26 protein-coding genes and 1 tRNA gene are annotated in these 19,184 nt (G+C 72.0%); 13 read left to right on the forward strand and 14 right to left on the reverse strand.

The genetic code is table 11. The features are described from left to right. Window positions 1–12: 12 nt before the first annotated feature. From FHU36_RS22730 to FHU36_RS22745, 4 genes are read right to left on the reverse strand one after another with little or no spacing between them, the layout of a single operon-like run. Window positions 13–1,236, reverse strand: coding sequence for a ferritin-like domain-containing protein (locus FHU36_RS22730; protein ID WP_185085930.1), 1,224 nt, complete (start codon window positions 1,234–1,236; stop codon window positions 13–15). Next, the gene (locus FHU36_RS22735; RefSeq protein ID WP_221496530.1) at window positions 1,233–2,072 is read right to left on the reverse strand and encodes a phosphate/phosphite/phosphonate ABC transporter substrate-binding protein; all 840 of its coding nucleotides are present in this window, start codon (window positions 2,070–2,072) and stop codon (window positions 1,233–1,235) included. Before FHU36_RS22735 ends, FHU36_RS22730 begins: the two co-directional genes overlap by 4 nt. Then, window positions 2,069–3,187: an acyl-CoA dehydrogenase family protein gene (locus tag FHU36_RS22740; RefSeq protein ID WP_221496531.1), complete on the reverse strand. Its 1,119-nt coding sequence runs from the start codon at window positions 3,185–3,187 to the stop codon at window positions 2,069–2,071. The genes FHU36_RS22735 and FHU36_RS22740 overlap by 4 nt, the downstream gene beginning before the upstream one ends. Further along, window positions 3,184–4,254: a PQQ-dependent sugar dehydrogenase gene (locus FHU36_RS22745; RefSeq protein ID WP_185085931.1), complete on the reverse strand. Its 1,071-nt coding sequence runs from the start codon at window positions 4,252–4,254 to the stop codon at window positions 3,184–3,186. Before FHU36_RS22745 ends, FHU36_RS22740 begins: the two co-directional genes overlap by 4 nt. A gap of 273 nt (window positions 4,255–4,527) precedes the next feature. On the opposite strand from FHU36_RS22745, the gene selA reads away from it, so the two are divergent. From selA to FHU36_RS22760, 3 genes are all read left to right on the forward strand, one after another. Continuing rightward, window positions 4,528–5,844 carry an L-seryl-tRNA(Sec) selenium transferase gene (gene selA, locus FHU36_RS22750; RefSeq protein WP_185085932.1) on the forward strand — a complete coding sequence of 439 codons (1,317 nt, stop codon included), beginning with the start codon at window positions 4,528–4,530 and terminating at the stop codon, window positions 5,842–5,844. Between the two features lie 4 nt (window positions 5,845–5,848). After that, complete coding sequence (locus FHU36_RS22755; RefSeq protein ID WP_246502538.1) at window positions 5,849–7,648, forward strand: selenocysteine-specific translation elongation factor; 1,800 nt, start codon at window positions 5,849–5,851, stop codon at window positions 7,646–7,648. A gap of 23 nt (window positions 7,649–7,671) precedes the next feature. Further along, window positions 7,672–7,764 (forward strand) — tRNA-Sec (locus FHU36_RS22760). Window positions 7,765–7,809: 45 nt separating this feature from the next. Here FHU36_RS22760 and FHU36_RS22765 read toward each other — a convergent pair. Genes FHU36_RS22765 through FHU36_RS22800 form a run of 8 tightly spaced genes read right to left on the reverse strand, consistent with a single transcriptional unit; the run spans window position 7,810 to window position 12,287 of the window. Then, window positions 7,810–8,904: a hypothetical protein gene (locus tag FHU36_RS22765; protein ID WP_185085933.1), complete on the reverse strand. Its 1,095-nt coding sequence runs from the start codon at window positions 8,902–8,904 to the stop codon at window positions 7,810–7,812. Continuing rightward, window positions 8,901–9,443, reverse strand: coding sequence for a SigE family RNA polymerase sigma factor (locus FHU36_RS22770; protein WP_312891747.1), 543 nt, complete (start codon window positions 9,441–9,443; stop codon window positions 8,901–8,903). Before FHU36_RS22770 ends, FHU36_RS22765 begins: the two co-directional genes overlap by 4 nt. Window positions 9,444–9,475: 32 nt before the next feature. Then, entirely contained in the window at window positions 9,476–9,862 is a 387-nt protein-coding gene (locus tag FHU36_RS22775; RefSeq protein ID WP_185085935.1) for a MauE/DoxX family redox-associated membrane protein, read from the reverse strand. Further along, a complete protein-coding gene (locus tag FHU36_RS22780) occupies window positions 9,859–10,401 on the reverse strand; it encodes a hypothetical protein (RefSeq protein WP_185085936.1) in 543 nt (180 codons plus the stop codon). Before FHU36_RS22780 ends, FHU36_RS22775 begins: the two co-directional genes overlap by 4 nt. 18 nt (window positions 10,402–10,419) lie before the next feature. Further along, complete coding sequence (locus FHU36_RS22785) at window positions 10,420–10,590, reverse strand: hypothetical protein (RefSeq protein WP_185085937.1); 171 nt, start codon at window positions 10,588–10,590, stop codon at window positions 10,420–10,422. Between the two features lie 8 nt (window positions 10,591–10,598). Further along, window positions 10,599–11,111 carry a hypothetical protein gene (locus tag FHU36_RS22790; protein WP_185085938.1) on the reverse strand — a complete coding sequence of 171 codons (513 nt, stop codon included), beginning with the start codon at window positions 11,109–11,111 and terminating at the stop codon, window positions 10,599–10,601. Next, complete coding sequence (locus tag FHU36_RS22795) at window positions 11,108–11,614, reverse strand: thioredoxin domain-containing protein (RefSeq protein ID WP_185085939.1); 507 nt, start codon at window positions 11,612–11,614, stop codon at window positions 11,108–11,110. Before FHU36_RS22795 ends, FHU36_RS22790 begins: the two co-directional genes overlap by 4 nt. Before the next feature lies 1 nt (window position 11,615). Further along, window positions 11,616–12,287 carry a hypothetical protein gene (locus FHU36_RS22800; protein ID WP_185085940.1) on the reverse strand — a complete coding sequence of 224 codons (672 nt, stop codon included), beginning with the start codon at window positions 12,285–12,287 and terminating at the stop codon, window positions 11,616–11,618. Between the two features lie 629 nt (window positions 12,288–12,916). On the opposite strand from FHU36_RS22800, the gene FHU36_RS22805 reads away from it, so the two are divergent. The 9 genes from FHU36_RS22805 to FHU36_RS22845 all read left to right on the forward strand — a co-directional run bounded on the left by FHU36_RS22805 (window position 12,917) and on the right by FHU36_RS22845 (window position 17,581). After that, window positions 12,917–13,594, forward strand: coding sequence for a hypothetical protein (locus FHU36_RS22805; protein WP_185085941.1), 678 nt, complete (start codon window positions 12,917–12,919; stop codon window positions 13,592–13,594). A gap of 4 nt (window positions 13,595–13,598) precedes the next feature. Further along, window positions 13,599–14,105, forward strand: coding sequence for a hypothetical protein (locus FHU36_RS22810; protein WP_185085942.1), 507 nt, complete (start codon window positions 13,599–13,601; stop codon window positions 14,103–14,105). After that, the gene (locus tag FHU36_RS22815) at window positions 14,102–14,602 is read left to right on the forward strand and encodes a hypothetical protein (RefSeq protein WP_185085943.1); all 501 of its coding nucleotides are present in this window, start codon (window positions 14,102–14,104) and stop codon (window positions 14,600–14,602) included. The genes FHU36_RS22810 and FHU36_RS22815 overlap by 4 nt, the downstream gene beginning before the upstream one ends. Before the next feature lie 8 nt (window positions 14,603–14,610). After that, window positions 14,611–14,769 (forward strand): hypothetical protein, encoded by a 159-nt coding sequence (locus tag FHU36_RS22820; RefSeq protein ID WP_185085944.1) that lies wholly within the window; start codon window positions 14,611–14,613, stop codon window positions 14,767–14,769. A gap of 54 nt (window positions 14,770–14,823) precedes the next feature. Further along, complete coding sequence (locus FHU36_RS22825) at window positions 14,824–15,324, forward strand: hypothetical protein (protein ID WP_185085945.1); 501 nt, start codon at window positions 14,824–14,826, stop codon at window positions 15,322–15,324. After that, window positions 15,325–15,855, forward strand: coding sequence for a MauE/DoxX family redox-associated membrane protein (locus FHU36_RS22830; RefSeq protein WP_185085946.1), 531 nt, complete (start codon window positions 15,325–15,327; stop codon window positions 15,853–15,855). Between the two features lie 30 nt (window positions 15,856–15,885). Continuing rightward, window positions 15,886–16,401 (forward strand): hypothetical protein, encoded by a 516-nt coding sequence (locus FHU36_RS22835; RefSeq protein ID WP_185085947.1) that lies wholly within the window; start codon window positions 15,886–15,888, stop codon window positions 16,399–16,401. 308 nt (window positions 16,402–16,709) lie between these two features. Beyond that, window positions 16,710–17,219: a DUF5994 family protein gene (locus FHU36_RS22840; RefSeq protein WP_185085948.1), complete on the forward strand. Its 510-nt coding sequence runs from the start codon at window positions 16,710–16,712 to the stop codon at window positions 17,217–17,219. Window positions 17,220–17,257: 38 nt separating this feature from the next. Beyond that, complete coding sequence (locus FHU36_RS22845) at window positions 17,258–17,581, forward strand: STAS domain-containing protein (RefSeq protein ID WP_185085949.1); 324 nt, start codon at window positions 17,258–17,260, stop codon at window positions 17,579–17,581. 142 nt (window positions 17,582–17,723) lie between these two features. Here FHU36_RS22845 and FHU36_RS22850 read toward each other — a convergent pair whose 3' ends face one another. Both FHU36_RS22850 and FHU36_RS22855 read right to left on the reverse strand, forming a co-directional pair. Next, window positions 17,724–17,930 (reverse strand): cold-shock protein, encoded by a 207-nt coding sequence (locus FHU36_RS22850; RefSeq protein ID WP_101789680.1) that lies wholly within the window; start codon window positions 17,928–17,930, stop codon window positions 17,724–17,726. A 159-nt stretch (window positions 17,931–18,089) separates the two neighbouring features. Further along, the gene (locus FHU36_RS22855; RefSeq protein ID WP_185085950.1) at window positions 18,090–18,707 is read right to left on the reverse strand and encodes a class I SAM-dependent methyltransferase; all 618 of its coding nucleotides are present in this window, start codon (window positions 18,705–18,707) and stop codon (window positions 18,090–18,092) included. 254 nt (window positions 18,708–18,961) lie between these two features. On the opposite strand from FHU36_RS22855, the gene FHU36_RS22860 reads away from it, so the two are divergent. After that, entirely contained in the window at window positions 18,962–19,129 is a 168-nt protein-coding gene (locus FHU36_RS22860; protein WP_185085951.1) for a hypothetical protein, read from the forward strand. The last annotated feature ends 55 nt before the right edge of the window (window positions 19,130–19,184 follow it).

The following is a 19,184-nucleotide window of genomic DNA, read 5'->3' on the forward strand; positions in this document are numbered from 1 at the left end:
GTGGACCCCCGTTCACATGAAGTTACGTGTGTGCAAGGCAGACAGCTCGGTCGCCTCGTCCGCCGGGAAGCCCAGGCGGACAAGGCGGTTGCGGCGGCCGTCGAACATCTCGGCCTGCAGCCGCTGGACGGCCGCGTGCCCGTCGGCGATGGCCCGCGGAGACCAGGAGCCTGCGGCCAGCAGCGTCAGCGCGTCCAGCACGTCCTCGTTGATACCGGCGGTGTCTGCCAGCACGTCGTGGCGGCGCTCGATCGCTCCTCTGAGCCTGCCACGGAAAGCGGGATCGCGCCGGGACTGCTCCGCGAGATGGGCGACGCCGAACGCGACGTGACGGGCCTCGTCCTGGTGTGCCAGCGCCGCGATGCGGCGGGTGACCGGGTCCGGCGCGTACCGGCCGAGGAACGACAGCAGGTTGAGGAACGTGCCCTCGCCCAGCACGGAGAGCAGGAACGACGCCAGCGAGAAGTCCGGCTCGGCCAGCAGGGACGTCAGCGAGGCGCGCCCGCCGGCCGACGAGGTGCCCAACTCCTCGCCACGCAGCGTGGCGCGCCGGGTGAACACCTCGATGTGCCGGGCCTCGTCGGCCGCCTGGACGGCGAGCAGCTGCGTCACCTCGCGGAAGTGCGGGTGGACCCGGGCCAGCAGCCGCGCCGGGACGACCAGGGCGGCCTGCTCGTTCTCCACCAGGTAGGTCATCACCTGGACGACGGCCGCCTCGACCTCGGCGGGCAGTTCGAAGACGCAGTCCCATTCGATCGCGGTGGCCGGGTCCCACTGCCGCGCCGCGGCCTGCGCGTACAGGGCGGGTGCGAGGTCGGCCCAGACGACCTCCTTGCGGTCGAGGTCGAACGGCGCGGGAGGCCCGCCGGGCTCGACCAGAGCGCCGCGGGCGGCCAGCCCCCAGTGCGCGGCCGGGCGGGACACCACCTGGGAGGGGTCCACGCCGCCGGCCCTTTCCCCGCCGGCCCACCGCATGCGGGTGGCGGGGCCGGGGACGATCCAGGCGCGCACGGGCCCGCCCGGCGTGCCTGGCTCTACCGGGTCGCCGTCCGGCGGGACCGTGAGCGCGTGGCCCTCCCGGCGGCACCAGGCGGCGAGGTGGACGACGAGGGCGTCGTGGGTTCCGGTGACGCCGAGCCGGCCGCCGGGCGGGAGCAGCGCGAGTTCCCTGCGCAGGATGACCTGGGCTCCCTGGTCGAATCCGATGCCCGCCAGATCGGTGATACGCGGGGTCACGGGTCGTAGGCCGTGGCGGTGACCCGTCCGGACGCGTCGTAGAACCCGGTCGCGTCCACGGCGGCCTCGAGCGCCGCGTACCCGGTCGCGCGGCCCGGCCGCCACTCCGTGAGCCCTTCCAGGTCGAGAAGGGGCCGCACCTCGGGGTCGGCGTAGGACATGCCGGTCAGCAGCGCGCCGAACTCCTCGACCAGGTCACTGGGAGCGCTCGTCGCGATCGTCATGTTGCAGTGGTCGTAGGGGTCGGTCATGGTGAGGATCCGGGTGGAACCGGCGGGCAGGGTGCCTTCCTGGGTGAAGAGCAGGTGGTTGGCGTCGAGCACGCAGGCCGCGGCCACCTCGCCGGCCAGCAGCGCCCGCGCCGCGTCCCGCTCGCCGCCGACGTGGTCGCCGTGCAGCCCGACGCCCACCTGGAAGAGTCTCGCCTCGACCGCGGCGCCCAGCTCGCGCAGGTGGCGCAGCGGCAGCAGGGTGGCCTGCGGGGAGTCGACCGCTCCGGCGCCCACGGCCTCGCCCTTCAGATCGGCGACCGTGTCGATGCCCGAGTCGGCGCGGACCACCACAACCGACCGCAGGTCGCAGTCGGTGTCCCGCATCACCAGCGGGCGCACCGGCTCACCGCGGGCTTCGCCCAGCCGCCGCGCCCGCACCCAGGCCAGCGGGGAGTTCCAGGCGGCGTGGATCCGCCCGGCGATCAGGTCCTCGACCTGGCGCTCGTAGTGGGAGTACAGCACGAAGTCGAACGGCAGGCCATGCCGCCGCAACCAGGCGCGGAACCCCGACCAGATGGTCACCACCTTGGCGTCGTAGGCCACGGCCCCCATCAGGAGCGTCACGAACCGCTCCCGTCGAAGAGCGGCAGGCCGAAGGCGAGCCGGCCGGCGAAGTCGTGCAGCGCCTCGGTGGTGGGGGCCATCACCCGGGCCGCGAGCGCGTCGCGGAAGTGTCGTTCGACGCCCGCGTCGCGGCGCAGCGCCGAGCCGCCGCACAGCCGCATGACCTCGTCGGCGATCTCGACGGCCGCCTCGGCGGCGACGGCCTTGACCTGCAGCACGCGGAGCATCGCGTCGTCCCTGCCGCCCTCCAGCGCGGCCAGGACGTCGCCCAGGAAGACGCGCACCTGGTCGCGCCGGGCGGCGAGCCGGGCGAACGCCGACCGGGCGCCGGGTTGCTCGGCCAGGCTCTGCCCGAGGTGTTCCAGCCGGGTCCGGACGACGTGCGCGCGGGCTCCGCCGACGAGCGCGTCGATGACGCCCAGCGAGAACGCCGCGTTGAGCACGAGGAACGTGGGCAGCGCGGCGCCCAGCGCGATGTCGAGCCCGGCGCCGTCGGCGCCCAGCATGGTCTCGGGCCGCACGCTGTCGGCGGTCATCGGGCTGGAGGCGTTGCCGCGCAGGCCCAGCCCGTCGAACGCGCCGCTGACCGACAGCCCTGCCGCGCCGCCGGGCACCAGCCAGAGCGTCATCGGCCCGGAGGCCGCCAGGGGGCGGCTGGACCACACGTACCCGTCGGCCTCTCCCGCCGCGGTGACGAAGCTCTTCCGGGCTTCGAGCCGGACTTCGCCCCCGTGCTCGGTGGCCGTGGAGAGCGGCGCCCAGAAGTGGCTGCGCGAGCCGGTCTCCGAGAAGGCGAGCGTGACCAGGTACTCGCCGCGGGCGATGGCGCGGCGGACCTCGTCGGGGCCGTGTGCCTCGATCACGGCGGCGGCCGCGTAGTGCATGAGGGTGACCATGGCGGTGGATCCGCAGGCCGAGGCCAGAGCCGTGACGGCCTCGGCCGCGGCGGCCAGGCCCTGCCCCGCGCCGCCCACCTCGGTGGCGCTGGTCAGGCCGAGCAGGCCGGCCTTGCCCAGCGCCTCGATGCCCGCGCGGGGGAAGACGCCGCTCCGGTCGACCTCGGTCGCGGCCGGTGTCACGACATCGGCGATCACCGTCGCGAGCTCGGGGGTCACGCCTTCACCTTGAGGATCTTGTCGTCGCCGGGCCCCGGCGTGCCGAGCTGGTCGCGGTTGCTCGTGGTCAGCCACAGGCAGCCGTCAGGGGAGCGGACGACGGTGCGCAGCCTGCCGTACTCGCCGGTCAGGAACGCGGCGGGAGTGCCGATGCCGTCACCCTGGAGGGGGATGCGCCACAGCCGCTGGCCGCGCAGGCCCGCGATGTAGATGACGTCGCGGGCGATGGCGAGCCCGCTGGGGGACGCCTCGGCGGGAGCCCACTGCCACAGCGGGTCGACGTAGCCGGGCGTGCCGGTCTGGCCTTCCACGACCGGCCAGCCGTAGTTGGCGCCCGGGGTGATGAGGTTGAGCTCGTCCCAGGTGGCCTGGCCGAACTCCGACGCCCACAGGCGCCCGCGTGAGTCCCACCCGAAGCCCTGCACGTTGCGGTGGCCAAGGGAGTAGACGGGCGAGCCGGGGAAGGGGTTGCCGGGTGCGGGGGCGCCGTCGGCCGTGATCCGCAGGATCTTGCCGCCGAGGCTGGCCGGGTCCTGGGAGTGGTTCGCGACGCCGGCGTCTCCCGTGCCGACGTAGAGGTGGCCGTCGGGGCCGAACGCGATCCGCCCGCCGAGATGGGAGGTGCCCGTGGGGATGCCGCTCAGCACCGGCTCCGGCGTGCCGAGCCGGCCGTGTGTGTAGCGCATGCGCACGATCCGCTGGTCGGCCGTACCGGTGTGGTAGGCGTAGACGTAGCGGTCGACGGCGAAGGCGGGCGAGACGGCCAGGCCCATCAGTCCGCCCTGGCCGACGACGTTCACACCGGGGACGACGCCCACCTCGCGGACCGGCCTGCCGGAAACGACCGACACGATGCGGGCCGTGTTGCGCTCGCTGACCAGCGCCTCGCCCCCGGGCAGGAACGCCACACCCCAGGGCACCTGCAGGTCCGTGGCCACGGTGCCGGTGACCGCCGGTTCGCCGTTGACATCGGAGCGGGGCTCGGTGGCGGCCAGGGCCGGCTGAGCTCCGAGGAGTGCGAGGGCGAGACCGAGGGCCAGGGCCCGGACGCGCCGGACACCGGGCACGCGTGGCGAAAATGGCAAAACGTTATCCCTTCACAAAAAGGCATCAAGAATTGGACTCGGCCTGAAAAGGTGAGGCGACGCCAAGGGGAAAAACCGCACAGGAGGCGATCCGTGAGGGAATCTACAGCGGCGTGTTAGCGTGATCAAGAGGCATCTCACGAGTCGCCGCGCGATATTCGGGAAAGAGTGATTTCCGGATTACCCGTCCGGTGACCTACGGTCAGGGAGCGGTCACAGGAAAAGGAATGCCAGAGGAACGGTAGGTTTCCGTGCATGATGGATCATCGTCGGTCGATCCCGCGCACGGACGTGCTGCTCGCCGACCCACGACTGGCCGAGGCTGGTCGGCGGCTGGGGTCCGAGCGCGTCAAGGGCGTGGTCGTCGCCATGCAGCAGCGTGCCAGGGAGGGGGCCATCTCGCCGGAGGAGGTCCTGCCGGCGGCGCTGGCGGCGCTGCCGGCCAGCGCCTCCGGGCTGCGACGCGTGATCAACGCCACCGGCGTGCTGCTCCACACCAACCTGGGCCGCGCCCCGCTGTCCGCCGCCGCCCGCGAGGCGGTGGACAGGGCCGCCGGCGCCACCGACATCGAGCTGGACCTCGACACGGGCGCACGCGGCAGGCGTGGGCGGACGGCCTTGGCCACTCTGGCCACCGCCGTACCCGAGGCCGAGGCCGTACACGTGGTCAACAACAACGCAGCCGCCCTCGCCCTGGCGGCCACCACGTTCGCCGCCGGCCGGGAGATCGTCATCAGCCGGGGCGAGCTCATCGAGATCGGCGACGGCTTCCGCCTGCCCGACCTGCTCGTCGCCACCGGAGCGCGGCTGCGCGAGGTGGGCACCACGAATCGCACCGCGGTCCGCGACTACGCCGAGGCGATCGGCCCGGACACCGGGATGGTGCTCAAGGTGCACCCGTCCAACTACCGCATCGAGGGCTTCACCGCGTCTGTCCCGATCGCCGAGCTCGAGGCGCTGTGCCGGCGGCACCGGGTCCCGCTCGTGGGCGACGCGGGCTCCGGGCTGCTGCGGCCCGAGCCGCTGCTGCCGGACGAGCCCGATGTGGCCACCTGGCTGCGCCAGGGCGCCGACCTGGTCACCACCAGCGGTGACAAGCTGCTCGGCGGCCCGCAGAGTGGGCTGATCTTCGGCCGGGCGGAGCTGGTCGAGCAGTTGCGGCGCCACCCGCTGGCGCGGGCGCTGCGGGTGGACAAGCTCACCCTCGCCGCGCTGGAGGCAACGGTCGGCGGCCCCGGCACGCCCACCCTCGACGCGCTGCACGCCGACGCCGCCGGGCTGCGCCGCCGGGCCGGGGAGCTGGCGGCCCGGCTGCGCGACAAGGCGGTCGCGGCCGAGGTGGTGGACAGCGCCGGCGTGGTCGGCGGCGGTGGCGCGCCGGGGGTGCGGCTGCGGGGCGCGGCCGTGGCCCTCGACGAGCGCCTGGCCGGCGTGCTGCGCCGTGGTGAGCCGCCCGTGCTCGGGCGGGTGGAGCGCGGGCGATGCCTCCTCGACCTGCGTGCCGTTCCGGAGGCCGACGACGAGACGTTGCTGAACGCCGTCCTGGCCGTGGCCCATCATGTGCCGGACTGACGAGTTGAAGGGCACGAGCGTGCACGTCGTCGCGACCGCCGGGCACGTGGACCATGGCAAGTCCACCCTGCTGCGCGCCCTGACCGGGATGGAGCCCGACCGCTGGGCGGAGGAGCGGCGCCGGGGCCTCACCATCGATCTGGGGTTCGTGTGGACCAGCGACCCGGACGTCGCCTTCGTCGACGTGCCCGGCCATGAGCGGTTCATCTCGAACATGCTCGCAGGGGTGGGGCCGGTCCCCGCCGTGCTGTTCGTGGTGGCCGCCGACGGGGGCTGGCAGGTGCAGTCCGAGGAGCACCTGGCGGTGCTCGACACGCTCGGCGTCCGGCACGGGGTACTGGCGGTGACGCGGGCCGACCTCGCGGACCCGGCCCCGGTGCTGGCGGAGGCGGCCGAGCGGCTCGGCCGTACGAGCCTGGGCGGGGTCGAGGCGGTGGCCGTCAGCGCGGTCACCGGACAGGGGTTGCCTGAGCTGCGGGCGGCGCTGGGCAGGCTCACCGCCGCCCTGCCTGTCCCCGACCCGTCGGCGGACGTGCGCCTGTGGATCGACCGGGCGTTCACCGTGGACGGGCGTGGCGTCGTCGTCACCGGCACGCTGGGCCGCGGCACGCTCAGGACGGCGCAGACCCTGGAGATCGCCGGCACCGGCGACCTCGTCGAGGTGCGCGGCCTGCACAGCCTGCAGGTGGCCTACGAGGAGGTCCGCGGGCCGGCGCGGGTGGCGGTGAACCTGCGCGGACGGGCGGCGGCCGGGCTGCGCAGGGGGGACGCGCTGCTCGACCCGGAGCGCTGGGCGGAGGTCGGCGAGGTGGACGTCCGGCTGGACGAGACCCATGCGCCGGCCGCGCGGGCGCGGGTGGCCCGGGCGGACGGCGCGGCCGCGAGGATGCCCGGGCAGCTCATCTGGCACATCGGCTCGGCCGCCGTGCCGGCCAGGGTCCGGCCGCTGGGCTCCGGCACCGCTCGCGTCACGCTGAGCCGCCCGCTCCCGCTCCGCCTGGGCGACCGGGCGCTGCTGCGCGACCCCGGCAACCGCGACGTGTACGGGGCGACGCTGCTGGACGTGCGGCCTCCCGCGCTGGACCGCCGCGGCGCGGCGCGGGCCCGGGCCGCGGAGCTGGCCACGCTGACCGGCGCGCCGGACGGCGCGGCCGAGTTGCGGCGGCGCGGGCTGATGCGGCGCGCCGACATGCTCGCGATGGGCGCGACGCCGCCCGGTCCGCCTGTGGCGGGCGACTGGCTCGCGGACGGGGAGCACTGGGCCGGGCTCCGCGGCCGGCTGCTCCGGCTGGTCGAGGAGCATGACAGGGCGCATCCCGAGGACCCGGGCCTGACGCCCGAGGCCGTCCGGCAGGCTCTCGGCCTGCCGGACCGCGCCCTCGTCGACGCGCTCGCCGCCGGGACGTCGCTGCGCCGCCGGCGCGGCCGGCTGGCCGCTGCCCTGCCCGTGCTGCCGGAACGGCTGCGCGGCGCCGTCGCCGCCGTCCGGCGCGAGCTGGCCGGTGCCCCCTTCGCCGCGCCCGATGCGGGCAGGCTGGCCGAGCTGGGCCTGGACGCCAGGGCGCTGGCCATCGCCGAGGCCGCCGGTGCGCTGCTGCGGGTGCAGCCGGGGGTCGTGCTGCTGCCGGGCGCGCTGGAGGAAGCCGTGCGCATCCTGGCCGGGCTGGCGCAGCCGTTCACCGTCGCCCAGGCCCGTCAGGCGATGGGAACCTCCCGCCGGGTGGCGCTCGCGGTGCTGCAGCGCCTGGACGGGCTGGGCCGGACCCGGCGCGTCGACGACGCCCACCGGGTGATCCTCGGGTGAGGCGGCCCGCTAGGATGTCGCGCGGAGGCGACTGGGTGCCTGGTGGCCCTCCCGGTCTTCAAAACCGGTGGCGCCGAGCATCTCGGCGCGGCGGGTTCGATTCCCGTCCGCCTCCGCTCGCAGGGCCCTGGCTGCGAGCCCGGCCGACAGCGCTGGTGCCGCTAGTGCCGGGCTCCTCCTGGCAGGACGACGGCGGCCTGGCCGGGGACGTCGAACAGCGTCCGGCTCCCCGAGGGGGAGACGGACTCCAGCTTCTGCCGCCCGTTGATCTGGTCCTGCGGAACCCGGATGACGGCATAGCCGCCGCCCACCGGTCCGACCGGGAACTGGTCGGCCGGCAGTGGCAGGCGAGCCACCTGCTTGCCTGTGAGATCGAACTCCAGGACCGTGGTGCGGTCGCCGGAGTACTCCAGAGTGAAGACCCGCTCGCCGTTCACCTGAATCCACAATCCGTGGTCCGTGTCGGCGAGCACACCCGCTCCGGACGTCAGGGTGACGGTGCGCCCGGTGCTCGCGTGCTTGAGTGTGACCCGCTCGAGCGGTAGTTCGCCGTACTGGCTCTGGTCGAGAAGGAGGGGGTCGCCCGAGGGCAGCAGGCCGACCGGCTCCTGCCGGGGAGGCAGGTCGAGCTCGCCGGTGCGGCCGCTCGGGAGCTCCAGCGTCACGTACGAGCTGACGTTCCCGCTGGCGTGGTAGCCGGCGATCAGCCGTCGAGAGTCCGCGGACCATGCCCACGGGCTGTACGCGCTGTCCGTGTCGCCGCCGCCCGGAGGTTCGAGTCTGTGCACGCCACCGGCCAGCAGATCCCTGACCTCGTATCCGCCGCTGACGGGTTGTCCGAGCCAGCGCCCGTCAGGGGAGAGCGTGATGTTCCCCGGCGGGTTGACGGTCCGCTCGCCCAGGAGATACTGCCGCCCATCTGCGAGCAGCAGGAAGGTGGGGCACGTCGAATGGCAGGCGGTGTACACCATGGCGCCCTTCCCGACGGGGCCGGTGGAGGGGAGCGCCGGCGCCTCGGCAGGCGGTTCGACGGCATGCGTCGGTGACGCCACCGTCGCCGCGGCCTCCGAAGGATCGGGCAGGCGCTGCTGGAAGGCGGCGAAACCGCCGACGACCATCATGAGGGCGGCCGACCCGGCGATCAGGGCCCTGCGCGTTCGCCGGGTGCGCAGGGTGACGAGCGCCTTGTCGGCGTCGGCATAGTCGCGCGCGTCCTGGTCGAGGTGGTGATAGGCCTCACTGAGGGGCTGGTTCATGAGCGCACCTCCGCTTCGAGTAGTCGGGGAGCCACCTGTCGCAGGCGCTTGAGCGCGTCATGCGTGTGACGTTTCACCGTCCCGATGGAGCATCCCAGCTGAGCGGCGACCGCGCTTTCGGAGAGATCCTCGTAGAACCTGAGATAGAGCACGATCCGCTGCTTGGCACCCAGCACGCTCAGCGCCCGCAGCAGCGCGACCTTCAGTTCCGCCTGCGCGGACTCGTCCGCGGACGGCGAGGACTCGGGAAGGTCCGCGGTCGGGAAGAACGCCAGCCGGCGGGGGCGACGCCACGTACGCAGCTGATTGATCATGACCTTGCGGACGTAGGGCTCCGGGTCGCCCTCCCGCGACACCTTCCGCCATCGTGCCGCGACCTTGACCAGGGCCTCCTGCACCAGGTCCTCGGCCAGGCCATGGTCTCCCGTGAGCAGGTAGGCCATCCGAGACAGCGCCAGCCCACGCGCGGCCACGAACTCGTGGAACCCCTCATCTGACACCGGCCCAACCCTCCGTCGTGGACGCCTGCCTCTAAACACTCACGAAGACCGGCGAAAGGTTGAGTGGGATTTCAGGCCGCGGCACCCCACAGCGCCAGTCCGGCCAGCAGGACCAGCGCCGCCCGGGCCCACGTGCGGATCGACGCCCGCTCCCGGGTACCGAAGCACAGGCAGGGCGCCTCCTCCCCCACGACCAGGAGATACGTCTGCGCCGCGGTGAAGGACGCCCCGAGGCAGGTCCCCATCACGCCCACGACCACGTCGGCGACGGGAGAGAACGCGGCCAGCGCGGCGAGCGCCTCCACGGTCACGACCGTGAAGGCGCCCACCTCGGCCATCCGTCCTCGGATCCCGAAGGTCACCAGGCTGCTCCGGAAGGCGGTGAAGTCACGCGCCTTCCCGAGTACGGCCAGCACCAGGACGACGCCCAGCGCGTAGCGGGCGACCATGGCGATCATCCGATCACCATCATCGCCACGAGGGGAACGGCGAGCACGACGAACAGCACCTTCAGCCGGGGGAGGGTGAAGGAGAAGGCCGTGTCGGCCGCCATCCTGTCGCGTGCGGCGGCGAAGGTCAGCAGCATCAACGCCCGTGCCGCCGCGAAGCCGGCGCCCGCCAGGAGTGCTTCCTCCCAGGACGCCAGGAACATGATCGAGATCGCCATGATGTGCGGCAATCCCGTCGGAGAGTACGTGCGCATTCCCGTGCCCATCTCGGCGCCGAACTGCACGGCGCCCCAGAAGGGGATCCTGGTGACGAACTGCGGCACCAGCCGCGCGTTCTGGAGTAACGGGAAGGAGAGCACATCCAGCTCGCGCAGCAGGAAGACAACCGCCGCCGTGGCGACCAGGATCTGCAGAACCACCGTCGGGAACGGGGCTCGGAGCACAGATCCGACGACCACCAGCACGAAGGTGACGGCGCCCGCTCCCACGAACAACCCGGCGATGAAGCCGGCGATATCAGTACCCCGCCGGACCGACGAGGACAGCACCCAGGCGCTGTTCAGGCTTCAAACAGAGCCGGAAAGGGAGAAGCCGGCGACGAGGGCCGCCACCAGCCAGGTGAAGCCCTTGGTGTCCGCGCCCGCCAGCGCCGTGGCCAGCACCAGCAGCTCCGCTGCGGCGATCAGTGCTAGGCCCGGCACCAGCAGGCGGACGGACGTGGTGGTGGAGTTGCTCATGAACCCGGTCAGATCGCCGTACGGCAGATGGAGAAGCGGGAGACCCTGCCCCCGCCGCAGTCGTTGTACTCGTACCAGCCGTCGGAGCACTTGCGTCGGGTGCTGGTGGTGCTGCCGCCGGTCCACTTCCACGCGTTGTGACCGTCGCAGCTCGTGGCGTAGTGGGTGTAGCGGAAGTTGTAGCAGGTGCCGGACCCGCCGTCGTTGCGGTGCCAGCTGCCGGAGCAGTTGCCGGAGAACAGCGCGCTCGCCGGGTAGCAGACCTGGCTCGCAGTCACGAAGCCGTGGCAGGTCCCCCACGCGGTGTACGAGGCAGCCGCGGCGGAGCGCGGCTTGGACCAGGGCAGGAGGTCGAGAGCGCCGAGGCCGGTCGCCACGGCGGCTCCGGTGGCCAGGCCCAGGACGCGCCGTCTGCTCCAGCCTTCCCGCTTGGCGCCGACCAGGGTCGGTAACGCCTGCTCGGGCATCTCCTCACTGCTGGGAATCTGATCGAGGATCGAACTCCGCTTTTCGGCCTTCACAGCTGCTTTTCCTTTCTGGTCGCCACCGCTCGCTCGACGATCTCCGTGAGCGCCTCTCCGGATCCCACGGGCGAGGTGAAGCCCACGACGCCGTTCTCGTCCACGACGAGCAGAGCCGGGGTGTACGGCACGCCGGCCGCTCGCCAGACCGCTGGATCCTTGATCACCCTGATGGATTCGGGCAGTTGCTTGTCGAACGCAGGATCGTCGGACAGGACCGCGAACGACAGGTCCCGAGGGAGGGTGATCGCCAGCCTGGCAGCCGCCTGCAGGACGTCGTCGCAGATGGGGCAGCGACGATTGACCTTGATCACCATGGTGGTGCCGCCGGGGACGGCCAGCGCGTTCGCCTGCGTGTCGGGGCCGGTGGCCAGGCGCACGCCGACGCCGCTGTAGGTGGCCAGTTCCAGTTCGCGCACCCGCCGGTAGAGGCCGGCACAGGCGGCGAAGAGGAGGAGGACCAGAATCGCCAGGATGATGACCGCCGCCGTCAACGGCTCCACGTCAAGCCTGCCACTCGACGCGCTTGACCTTGCTCAGGAAGTCGGCGGCGGTCTGCGCGCTGCCCGCCTGCGCGCGAGCCGTCACGCTCGCCCCGCCGGCGCCCGGGGCGTCCCAGGGGTACAGGGTGGCGATGGCGCTCTCGGTGACCAGGAGGAACGGCGTTTCGTCCCCCGTGGGCGGCGCGGGCATCCGCCACAGCTCACCCGCCGCCGCGCCGAAGCCCCGCCACTCGGGGATCCGGCTGACTCCTGCCTGCTTGGCCTCGACCATCATGGTGCCGACGCCCGCGATCCAGGTCGCGTAGAACTCCGTGGAGACGTCGAAGCGCTTGCCGCCGTCGGCCGTCAGGCCTTCAGGGGTGTCGGTCCACGTCACGCGACTGAACGTCTCGACGATGTCGGCCGATTCCCATTCCGGGGCGTAGAAGAGCCCGTGGGTCATGTGCCACGGACCCAGCCACACGGCCCATCGGGCGTCGGCCGGATCCTCGCAGTCGTAGATGACGACTTCCCCACCGGCCAGGGAGAGCCGCTCACGCTCCCGGCCGCGGACCGAGTTGACGCCCGCCGTCAGGGCGGACTTGGGAGCCAGTTCGAGTGCCCAGCTTTCGGCGGTCGTCTTCCGGCCACCGTACTTCGGTGTGTAGCGAACGTGGCCGGTCCATGAGGCCACCGAGGCGGCTTCCGCGTCGTCGACCTCGAGGCGGAGAATGGAGTTGGAGGCAGTTCGGAGAGTGGATAAATGCCCCATTGAGCCCTGGCCTTTCGTGGCAGTTTCGGGCACCTGATAATCTCCCCCGGAGCTTGGCATGATCGATCACCCGGGTCAAGACGCGATATTTACGGCCGTTTGTCGATGGATTCATGCTCCGACGGGTCGGGGTTACGGCCGTTGAGGTCAGATCGCGACCCTCGTCGCCTCATGAGCAGATCATTGAAATTTATATGTTCGCGAGCCTCCCGATGGACAGCGGAAAGGAATGGACGGATCGCCCGCTGAAGGCGACGGCGGCCGATGAACCAGGTGGCAGTCCACGCCGCCCTGCTGGTCCACGGGGCTGGTCCACGGGGCTGGTCCACGGGGCACGCTGCCGGCATCGGCGTCCGACGCCGGATGGCTGCCACCTCGGGCCTCAACCGGTTGCAACAAGATCTTGACCCTCTGAAGATCGCGTGAGATAGTCCCATCGATCTTGAGCGTGCCTCGCGACAGGCCGGCACGTGCGCACCTCCTTTGCATCGCTGAACCACGCGGACTCTCGTTCGGCGTGCCCTTCTCCCCCCCTCGCGGAAGGCGACGACATGCAAGTGCGTGCACCCAACGGACAGACTCTCACCGTCGACGGAAACCCCCAGCCCTTCATCGGCGGCTGGGCCTATCTCATCTGGGCACACGGCCCAACCGGCGGCATCCGCTTCCAGGTCACACCGGCGGGCTCCGCCGAGCTCGTCTCCAAGCAGCTGGGCGACTGGTCCCGCTTCACCGTGCGTGAGGCTCAGTGGAACGGCGGCCGGCTCATGTCTCTCGAGGACCCGGAGAGCGGCACCAACATGGTGTGGGTGGGACCGCACCACGAGGTCGCCACCTTCTTCAACGGCACGGGCGTCCCGTTCGAAGCCTTCATGGACATCCTGGCCAAGTTCGACCTTCAGGACACGCCGGACGGGCTGACCATGCTGCCCCGGGCGGGATCGGGCCTGACACTCGGCAACCTGCTGGCGGTCAACACCATCGACCAGGTCTGCAACGTCCAGGTCAAGCCGATCGCGGACAGCTCGGAGGCGGTCCCGCGCTCCTCGGGCAGGCGTGTGCGCGGCGGCGCGATGTGGCGCGTCGACGAGCGGGACGAGTCCGGCGCCGTCAAGACCCGCTCGGTCTTCGTGGTCAACGAGACCGCCGCGACGACCGTCGTCGCGGCCAACCCTGACGACACCCGGTTCATCGGCGTCGTGGAGTCCATCTCGTGCAGGCTGAGCTAGACCGATGAGGGCTCTCCTCGATTCGCTGGCGGTTCTGTCCTTCCTGGGAACGGTGCTGCTGCTCTTCGCCTTCTCCACGCTGCTGGGCATGGTCCGCCAGCTGCAGGGCAAGCTGCTCCAGGCGCAGGCGGCCGCGCCGGCGGCACCGGCCGCCAGGTCGGTGGCCAGGTTCGCGTCCGACGACGGCCTGCCCACCTTCGTCCTGGTCGTGTCCGAACACTGCCCCAACTGCCGGGAACGCGCCCACCGCCTCGCCGCAGTGGCCGGGCCCGGCCTGTCCGGGCACGCTGTGCTGCTGGGGTCCGCCGCCCATTGCGCCGAGTGGGTGACGGACAGCCAGGTCCTGCCCGTGATCGACGCCGCCTTGCTCGGCCAGCTCGCGGTCGGTGCGACCCCGTCGCTGGTCAAGTACTCCGCCAACGGGACCGAGGAGTGGCGCAGGGTCGTCGGATCCGACGACGACCTCGACGCCTTCCTCGCCGTCAGCCCCTCAGAGAGGTTAAGCGCATGACAGTCGATGTCGACCGCTACTGGGCCGAGGTGCCCTCCGTCGAAGACGACGAGCCGGACAGCGGCACGAGCCCCCGCCTGACGCGGCCGGCCCCCTCCCGCCGAACCGTCTTCAAGACCATGGGCGTGCTGGGCGGCGCCCTGGCCCTGAACGTGCTGTCCGCCCTGCCCGGCAAGAACAACAGCGCCCACGCGGTGGTGGGGAACGAGTACACCAACTGCGCCGGCTACAACAGCGCCGCCGGTTACAACAACAACACCAAGGCCTGCGTCGGCGCCCCGTACTCCAGGAGCTACTGCGGCGGCGACGGCTGGTTCCTGCGCTCCTCCGGCACCTGCTACAACAGCTACGCCATCAAGGCGTGCGGCTCCGGCAGCCTGACCGACCGGAACGCCTGGCGCTGGACGCACAACGGCACCCCGTACCGCTGCGCCGACGGCAACGTCGCCACCTGCGGCGGGACCACCTTCTACATCTGCTCCTACTCCAACCCCTGAGCAACCGGATGAGCAACACGTTCGCCGCCACCAGGGTCGCGCTCGGCATCATGCTGAGCACGGCCCTGGTCATGGCCGCCCACCAGGTCTGGACCCCGTCGTTCACCCCGCTCGCCTGGACGCTGCTGGGGGTGACGGCCGGGTTCTCGCTGTCCGGCTCCGTTTGAAGCCTCAACTCAGCGGACCTGCTGACCTCGTCGGTCTGGCGAGGCAAGTTGCCGGTGTTCAGCATCGGACTCATGCTCGGCGCGCTGCTGGCCGGGCTCATCACGGGAGCGCTCGGCGGGCTGGCCTCGATCATCCCGGAAGCGGTGCGGCTGTGGACGCTCGCCCCGATCGTCGCCGTCATCCTGGTCTTTGAACTGGCCGGACGGCCGCTGTCGCTGCCGCAGAACCGCCGGCTCGTGCCGCAGGACGTCATCCCCCGCGCCGACTTCGCCGGACCGCTGCAGTTCGGCTTCGAGATGGGCACGGGTGTGCGTACCTTCACCCCGACCGCGCTGCCCCAACTGCTCGTCCTGGTCATCGTGCTGGCCGGAGGGCTGGGCCCGGGCCTGCTGACAGGGCTGGGCTTCGGTGTGGGCAGGGCGCTCATGCCGCTCTCCCGCGCGCTCAGCGGCGACCCGCGCCGGTGGGACACGAAGTTGCTGGCCTCGACGGCATGGGTGGGGCGCCTGTGCGCCACCGGGTTCCTGTTGTCGCTCGCGCTCCTTTGGACGTAGATGACCGTCTTCGAAACGCTGCCGGCCTGCTTCACCCTGGCGGGCGCCGTGCTGCTGGTCGTCGCCGCGGTGCGCCGCGGCGACCTGACCTCCGTGGTCAGAGCACACGACCTTCTTCCCGCCTTCCTGGTACGGCTCGCGCCACTGTTCGGCCCTGCCGAGGGCCTGGCCGGCGCCGCCGTACTGGCCGGTTGGCTGACCGGAGAAGTCCGGCTGCTCCGGTTCGCCGCCGCGATCGTGGCGCTGTGGTACCTGGCGCTGGCGGCCTATCTGGTCGTCCTGCTGCGGCGCAGGGGCGGAGTGCCGTGCGGATGCCTGGACGAGACCAGCCCGGTCTCGCCTGCGAAGGTCGGCCGGGCCGTACTGCTGGCTCTGGCGACGGCACCGCTCGTCGCGGGATGGCCGCCTGTACCGGCCGAGACGGGCACCCGGCTGCTCTCCTGCGGGCTGGCCGCCTTCGTGGCCGGGTTCGTGATCATCGCCGGCAAGGTGGCCGATCTCCGGGGAACCTCCGCGGCCCACGGGCAGTAATCAGGATGACGACCATGGGAAGGATCAGACGTGAACCGCACCATCGTGACGCTCATCATGCTGCTCTGCGCCGGCTGTGGCACAGCGGCTCGGGGGGAGACCGGCCCTCTCTCGCCGCTCCTGGAGCCAGGCCAACTCAAGGACGGCCGCACGTGGACGGTAGCGGCCACCTCGCACGGAACGTGGCGGGAGCTGGACGAGAGCCTGGTGCCCTGCGGCAACCGGGTCATCGCGCCGATGGAGGCCGCGACCCGGTGGCGATCTTTCACGGCGACGGACGGCACCACGGTGACGCAGGTCGTGGTGAGCGGGGTGGACGCCATGGACGCGTTCAAGGCCTTCTACGCCGAATGCGGCGCGGTCGGCAGCGTCGACTCGGTCACCGGGCCCAAGAACATCGCGCGCCACGACGGCGAGGTGGAGGTGGCGGCGATGTCGAAGGACAGGTTCATCGTGATCGGCGGCACCGCCTCCGACACGCAGCTCCAACTGTTCGCGGAGACCGCCCGCACCCACCTGGACGCCGTCGGTACGGGCACCGGCTGAGGACGGTGACGACGACACGCCGCCTTCGACGCCACGACGGGGGGACGTTCCGCATGCTCGGCGACGCCGCCCGACCCCGTCGTCGCCTGCCCCAACGGCCGTTTCGGAGGATGATCAGGTAGACTGGCGATACCGAGGACTTCTTGTGCGTTGGCAGCCGGTCGGCGTCGCCCGCGGCGATACATCATTTCGAGGCCTCCATCATCACGGGGCCTGGACAAGGCCAGGCGATCATGCCGACCACGCTTCTGACTCCTCGGGCACCACTCTCCGCCGTATCCGGCACGATTCCACGGGTCGATTCGCCAGTGCGGCTCGCCCTCACTCCCCTGCCCGGCCCGCGTGACGTCGTGGACGGCACGTGGTGGCCCTATTCACGCGACGCCACGACCCAGTTGCCCGGGCTGATCGCCGCGGTCGACCAGCGGCGCGGGCGCACCACGCTGCGCGTCGGCGTGCACCCGGAGGCGTGGGAGCACATCCCGCGCCGGGTTCCGGCGCGAGGGCGCCAGGTCGACGTCCGGCTGTTCCACCACGCCCACGTCGAGCTGGTCGTCCTGTGCTTCGCCGGCGGCGAGCACCTCGCCCTGCACGTCGTCCCGCCGGGCACCGCCAACCGTGCCACGGACAGGGCCACCGATGGTGTCGCCGACAGCGCCACCAACAGTGCCGCCGACAGTGCCGCAGATGCCACCGACAGTGCCGCCGGCCGTACCACGCGACCCGCGCCGCCGCCCGTGCTCACGGCCGCTCACCCGTGGCCGGGCCCGCCGGACGCGCGAACCTCGCCACGTCGTCCCCGCCCGTGCGGCGGCTGACCTGCGGCATGGCCTTACTTCTCCGATCGGAGCGTTCCATGACCATCCTCGCGTCTGCCCCTCTCGGCAGAACCACCCTGACGGCGCCCACCGTCGTGCACGTGTCGGGCGACATCGACATCTTCACCAGTCACGCCCTCCGGACACGGCTGCTGAACGCCCTGCCCTACGGCAGCGGGCGGCTCGTCGTCGACCTGTCCGCGGTGGCGTTCTGCGACGCCTCCGGCCTGGGTGTGCTGGTCGGCATCCAGCACCGGGCCAGCCGGCGGGGCGTCGCCTTCGCGCTGCGGGGGCCGCGTCCGCAACTGCGCAAACTGCTGCGCGTCACCGGCCTGGACCGCAGCCTGCGGATCGTGGTGTGACGCCCCGCCCGCCGGGCCGCGCGGGCGGGCCCGGCCTTCCGCAGCCCGGCCGGCCGGCACCTCTGCTCGCCGGACCACGGCACAACGACGAAACGGGGCCCGCACCCGTGAAGGTGCGAGCCCCGGCTCGTATGCGCTTCGGTCAGGCGGGAACGATGTTCTCGGCCTGCGGGCCCTTCTGACCCTGGGTCACGTCGAAGGCCACACGCTGGCCCTCGCGCAGCTCACGGTAGCCGCCCTGGGAAACGATGTTGGAGTAGTGGGCGAAGACGTCGGCGCCGCCGCCGTCCTGCTCGATGAAGCCGAAGCCCTTTTCGGAGTTGAACCACTTTACGGTTCCGCTGGCCATGTCTGTCTCCTTCTGGTTGACGAACTCGGATCCGCCATGTGCGAATCCAGTGCCGCCGCGATGAGCCCATCCGGAGATGACCGGCAACAAAAATGCGCCCTACGGTTACATACCGTCAGGCGCACACAAGTTTCATGGGTACCACAACTGCAACTGCCTTCAGCCTAACACACCCTCCCCGGACTTCGTCCAGCACAGTGAGTAACGCCACAGCGCGTGCCGGCGGAAGCGCGCTCCGGGCAGCGTCCGCCGCGCCAGCTCCCGCATCGCGGCATACGTCTGCGCGGGAGCGGCAACCGGCGAGGGATGCTCCCAGTACGGCCTGGTCAGCGTGTGCCAGCGGTGCGCCACGAGGCCGGCGAGCTCGTACGGCAGGCCGGCCGGCCCGCCGCCGCGCGCCAGCCCCACGACCACGAGCCTGCCGCCCGGCCGCAGCAGCTCGCGCACCCGGTCAAGGGCCGCGGCGGCGTCCAGGTGGTGCAGGGTCGCCACCGCCGTCACCATGTCGAACGACTCCGGCGCGAACGGGTGGGCCAGGAAGTCGCCGAGCACGTACTCCACGTCGTCGCCGTGGGAGCGGGCCAGCTCGATGCCGTCCGGGTCGGGGTCGATGCCCACCACCCGCGGCACCGTCCGCCGCAGCGCCCGCGCCAGCATGCCCTCCCCGCAGCCGACGTCCAGCGCGTCCCGTGCTCCCGCCGGGACGGCGCCGAGGATCAGCGGGTGGTAGTGGATGTTGTGGTTCCACCTGGCGGTGGTGTCGCGGGACGCGCTCATGCTCCTCCACGGGGTGGACCCCTGTTCGCCCGGGCCCGGCACTTGATCATAGTGCACGGCCGCGTCGCGGGCGGGGGCCGTGGCCGACCTCCCATGACCTGGACAAGGCTTTGCCACTCCCCTGGCGACCCGCGCCGGTGTCCGCGGCTACGGTGAAGAGGTTCCACGCGCCGCATTGGCGTTTCCCGGGAACCCAGTCGACGCTCCGTAAGCCCAGACCACCTGGGCGCCGCAACCTCACGGAGTGATCCACGATGCTGAAGCGCCTGCTCGCCGCCACCGCCACGGTGGCCGCCGCACTCGTCGTCTCGGGCGCCCTGTCCGCGCCCGCCGCCCACGCCACCGGGGACACCCAGGTCGCCGGGCTCTACGTCCCGTCGGCGGACCCGCCCTATCCCCCGTACGACGAGGACGACGACTGACCCGCCGCCCGCCGAGGCCGTCCCGCGCCGCGGGGCGGCCTCTCGGCAGGATATA

Origin of the sequence: Nonomuraea muscovyensis (assembly GCF_014207745.1) — a bacterium.
Classification (GTDB): Bacteria; Actinomycetota; Actinomycetes; order Streptosporangiales; family Streptosporangiaceae; genus Nonomuraea; species Nonomuraea muscovyensis.

Bases quoted from the DNA above. Each gene is read 5' to 3' on its own strand.
- FHU36_RS22785 (WP_185085937.1), bottom strand. From the start codon at position 10,590: ATGAGCAACTCCACCACCACGTCCGTCCGCCTGCTGGTGCCGGGCCTA.
- FHU36_RS22805 (WP_185085941.1), top strand. From the start codon at position 12,917: ATGCAAGTGCGTGCACCCAACGGACAGACTCTCACCGTCGACGGAAAC.
- FHU36_RS22860 (WP_185085951.1), top strand. From the start codon at position 18,962: ATGCTGAAGCGCCTGCTCGCCGCCACCGCCACGGTGGCCGCCGCACTC.
- FHU36_RS22765 (WP_185085933.1), bottom strand. From the start codon at position 8,904: ATGAACCAGCCCCTCAGTGAGGCCTATCACCACCTCGACCAGGACGCG.
- FHU36_RS22815 (WP_185085943.1), top strand. From the start codon at position 14,102: ATGACAGTCGATGTCGACCGCTACTGGGCCGAGGTGCCCTCCGTCGAA.
- FHU36_RS22810 (WP_185085942.1), top strand. From the start codon at position 13,599: ATGAGGGCTCTCCTCGATTCGCTGGCGGTTCTGTCCTTCCTGGGAACG.
- FHU36_RS22830 (WP_185085946.1), top strand. From the start codon at position 15,325: ATGACCGTCTTCGAAACGCTGCCGGCCTGCTTCACCCTGGCGGGCGCC.
- FHU36_RS22775 (WP_185085935.1), bottom strand. From the start codon at position 9,862: ATGATCGCCATGGTCGCCCGCTACGCGCTGGGCGTCGTCCTGGTGCTG.
- FHU36_RS22845 (WP_185085949.1), top strand. From the start codon at position 17,258: ATGACCATCCTCGCGTCTGCCCCTCTCGGCAGAACCACCCTGACGGCG.
- FHU36_RS22855 (WP_185085950.1), bottom strand. From the start codon at position 18,707: ATGAGCGCGTCCCGCGACACCACCGCCAGGTGGAACCACAACATCCAC.
- selA (WP_185085932.1), top strand. From the start codon at position 4,528: ATGATGGATCATCGTCGGTCGATCCCGCGCACGGACGTGCTGCTCGCC.
- FHU36_RS22820 (WP_185085944.1), top strand. From the start codon at position 14,611: ATGAGCAACACGTTCGCCGCCACCAGGGTCGCGCTCGGCATCATGCTG.
- FHU36_RS22850 (WP_101789680.1), bottom strand. From the start codon at position 17,930: ATGGCCAGCGGAACCGTAAAGTGGTTCAACTCCGAAAAGGGCTTCGGC.